This window comes from Streptomyces sp. SID14478, assembly GCF_010548525.1.
Classification (GTDB): Bacteria; Actinomycetota; Actinomycetes; order Streptomycetales; family Streptomycetaceae; genus Streptomyces.
This window is the reverse complement of record NZ_JAAGMG010001044.1, coordinates 1-3,343: the sequence shown is the minus strand read 5'-3', so window position 1 is coordinate 3,343 and position 3,343 is coordinate 1. Positions and strand designations below refer to the sequence as shown.

At 74.5% G+C, this 3,343-nt stretch carries 3 protein-coding genes; 1 reads left to right on the top strand and 2 read right to left on the bottom strand.

Annotated elements, in window-relative coordinates:
* On the bottom strand, nucleotides 1-1,142 hold a 1,142-nt coding region (locus G3I40_RS33775; RefSeq protein WP_164558651.1), incomplete at its 3' end, for an amidohydrolase.
* Nucleotides 1,139-2,632: an MFS transporter gene (locus G3I40_RS33770; protein WP_164558650.1), complete on the bottom strand. Its 1,494-nt coding sequence runs from the start codon at nucleotides 2,630-2,632 to the stop codon at nucleotides 1,139-1,141. The genes G3I40_RS33775 and G3I40_RS33770, both read right to left, overlap by 4 nt.
* 106 nt (nucleotides 2,633-2,738) lie before the next feature.
* Between G3I40_RS33770 and G3I40_RS33765 the strand changes: the two genes are divergently transcribed.
* Nucleotides 2,739-3,343 (top strand): Lrp/AsnC family transcriptional regulator (locus G3I40_RS33765; protein WP_164558649.1); only part of this gene is annotated, 605 nt, incomplete at its 3' end.

Here is a 3,343-nt window from a genome sequence, read left to right as displayed (position 1 = left end):
CGCCGGCGCTGGGCCGGATCCGTCGCGGCCGCGACCGCGGTCAGGGCGAGCGCCGTCGCACCGTCGAGGACCGCCCGGTCCGCGCCCGGCGACTTCCCGTAGGAGGCGAACTCGGCCGTGTGCTGCAGGGCGCCGCCGGTGTCGTAGCCGATGGTCGGATGGATCGCGGGCAGCAGGCGTGAGACGTTGCCCATGTCGGTCGACGCCGTCGTCTCGCCGTGCCGGGACACCGGGTCGCGGCCCAGCGTCCGGACCGCCTCGGTGTACGCCCGCGTGAGGAAGTCGTCCTGGCGCAGGTCGGCGAAGTCCCTGCCGTGCGGCTCCAGTTCGAGGTCGGCGCCGGTCGCGAGGGCGCCGGCCTCGAAGCAGGCGCGGACCCGGTCCTGGGTGGCCGCGAGCTGTTCCAGGGTCGGTGCGCGCACTTCGTAGCGGGCGCGGGTGAGAGCGGGGACCACGTTCGGCGCGCTGCCGCCGTCGGTGACGACGCCGTGCACGAGGGAGCCGGGCGGCAGGTGCTGGCGCAGCAGGCCGAGCGCGGTCTGGGCCACGGTCAGCGCGTCGAGCGCGTTGACGCCGTCCCACGGTGCGAGGGCCGCGTGTGCGGGCCGGCCCCGGTAGGTGATGTCCCAGGCGCCGATCGCCAGGGACGACGCGCCGACGCTGTCGTCGGACGCGGCGTGCACCATCATGGCCGCCGCCACGTCGTCGAGGACGCCGGCCTCGACGAGCAGCACCTTGCCGCCGATGTCCTCCTCGGCGGGGGTGCCGATCAGCCGTACGGTGACGCCGAGTTCGTCGGCGACGGGCGCGAGCGCGAGGGCCGCGCCGACCGCCGCGGCGCCGTTCACGTTGTGTCCGCAGGCGTGGCCGATGCCCGGCAGCGCGTCGTACTCCGCACAGAACGCGATCACCAACTCCCCTGCCCCATGGCTGGCTTGGAACGCCGTGGGAAGGGAGGGGAGGGGCCGGGTCACGGTGAAGCCCGACGCGGCGAGCAGCGCGCTGATCTTCGCCGCGGAGCGGTGCTCCTCCAGGGCGGTCTCGGGCTCGTCGTGCAGGCTGTGGCTGAGGGCGACGAGCTGCTCGCCGCGGCCCTGCACCTCCTCGCGCACCGCCGCGTGCAGGGTGGACGGCGTGGTCATACGAGCCCCTCCTTCGGGGAGTTGGGGGAGGTGGGGGAGTCGGAGGGACGACGGGGGGAGAGGGGGCGGACGCCGACGGCCGGGCGCGGGTCCGCGCTGCGCAGGTCGCCGTAGCCGAGGCCCACGGCCGCGCCGACGAGCGCCACACCGCAGCACACCCCCCAGCTCCACTGATAGCCGGCAAGGGCGATGTGCCCGCCCGCGCCGCCGAGTCGATGCGCCGCGAACAGCCCGCCGATCACGGCCGCACCGATCGCCGCGCCCAGTGACAGCGCCAGTTCGTTGAGGCCGACGGCCAGGGCGGTCTGCCGCTCGGGCACGACCTCCGCCGACAGCGTCCGCGTGATCGACTCGAACAGGCCTGTCGCCAGACCCACGACCAGGGCGGATGCCACGTACTGGGGGAGCGTGCCGTGGAAGAGCGTCATACCGAGGAAGCCCAGCGCGACGAGCACGCCGCCGGCCGCGAGCACGGCCCGGTCGCCGATGCGGCGGGCGAGCCGTGGGGTCGCCGTGGAGCCGGCGAAGCCCGCGACCACCATCGCCAGCGACACGGTCGCGATGGACTGCGGCCCCAGATCCATCCCGTACCCGGTGACCGCCGGATCGGCCCCCAGGAAGAGGGCGTTGGCTCCCAGGAAGCCGATCGTGCCGAACGCCGCGCAGAACGTGTGGGCGCTCACCACCGCCAGCCGCCGGTCCCGCAGCATCCGTACGTTCACGAGCGGATGTCGCGCGCGCAGCTCCACCGCCACCCAGGCGCCGAGGACCACCGCCGCGAGCAGCGCGGTCCCCAGGGAGCGCACCGACGCCCAGCCCCACGCGCCGCCCTGCGCGAGCACCAGGACGAGCGCCACCAGACCCGCGGTCAGCAGGGCCGCCGCCCCGAAGTGGAACCGGCCGCCGCGGGGCCCGTCGCTGTCCGGCAGCACGAGACCGGCGACCAGGGCGAGCAGCGCCACCGGCACCGCCGCCCAGAGCCCCGCCACGGCGTGCCGTTCGCTGAGCGCGCCCGCGACGAGACCTCCCACCCCGATGGCGATGAGCAGCGCGCCGACCAGCAGCGAGATGCCACCTCGGCCGCGCTCCGGGGCACGCGAGCGCAGGATTCCCGCGAGCAGCGGGAAGAAGCCGACGAGCGCGCCCTGCAGCACCACGCCCACGGTGAGTGTCGCCGCCGTCGGCCACACCGCCATCAGCAGCGACCCCGCGGCCACCATCGTCAGCGCGAGGCGAAGCAGCCGCCGGTGCCCGTACAGGTCGCCGAGCCGGGACAGCAGCGGCGTCAGCACGGCGAACGCGCACTGCGACAACAGGTACAGATTGTTCTGGCCGACACCGTCGATACCGAGCCGTCGGCCCAACTCCGGCAGCAGGGGCGTGAGATAGCCCTGCACGACGCCGCTGAACACGATGACGACCGCCATCGCGCCCAGCATCCCTCTACCGGTGCCCGCCCTGCCGGTACCGCTGACCCTGCCTGTGCCCATCGGGGCGTCCCTTCTGGTGGCCGGAACCCAAAGTGCTGGTTACTGTGCGGGCGTCGGCCGCATGCGGCGGCGAAATCACGAGAATGATGCGGGGAGGGCATGTGAGATGCGAGAAACGGTCATCACCAGCGAACTGGACCTGGCTCTCGTCAACGCGCTGCAGCTACGGCCCCGGGCGCCCTGGACCGATCTCGCGCCGGCCCTCGGCGTCACCGCGAGCACCCTCGCCCGGCGCTGGGAGCGGCTGACCGAGGAGGGCCTGGCCTGGGTCTACGCCGCGCCCGGCCGGGAGTTCTCCCGCAATCGCTGCACGGCGTTCGTGCTGCTGCGCTGCCGCCCCGGCACCCGGGTGGCCCTCGCCGAGCGGCTGAGCGGGTTCGAGGAGGCCGTGACGATCGAGCTGACCGGGCCCGGCAGCGCCGACCTGCTCCTCGACGTGCTCGCCCCGGACCTGCCCGCTCTCACCCGCTTCCTCACGACCCGGCTCGAACAGCTGCCGGACCTCGTCTCCGTCGACTGCCTCTTCGCCACGTCCCTCTCCGTCGAGGGCAGTCGCTGGCGGCTGCGCGCGCTCGCCCCCACCCAGATGACGGCCCTCGGGACGGCCGGCGCGGGAGCGCGCGAACCGTCGCCGGGGCTCGCGCCGGACGGTGTGGACCGGGCGTTGATGGACGCGCTCGTGCGGGACGGGCGGCTCGGCCTGGCCGCGCT

What these genes read in the sequence shown, in the direction of transcription:
- G3I40_RS33770 (WP_164558650.1), bottom strand. Translation starts at nt 2,632, where the DNA reads ATGGGCACAGGCAGGGTCAGCGGTACCGGCAGGGCGGGCACCGGTAGA.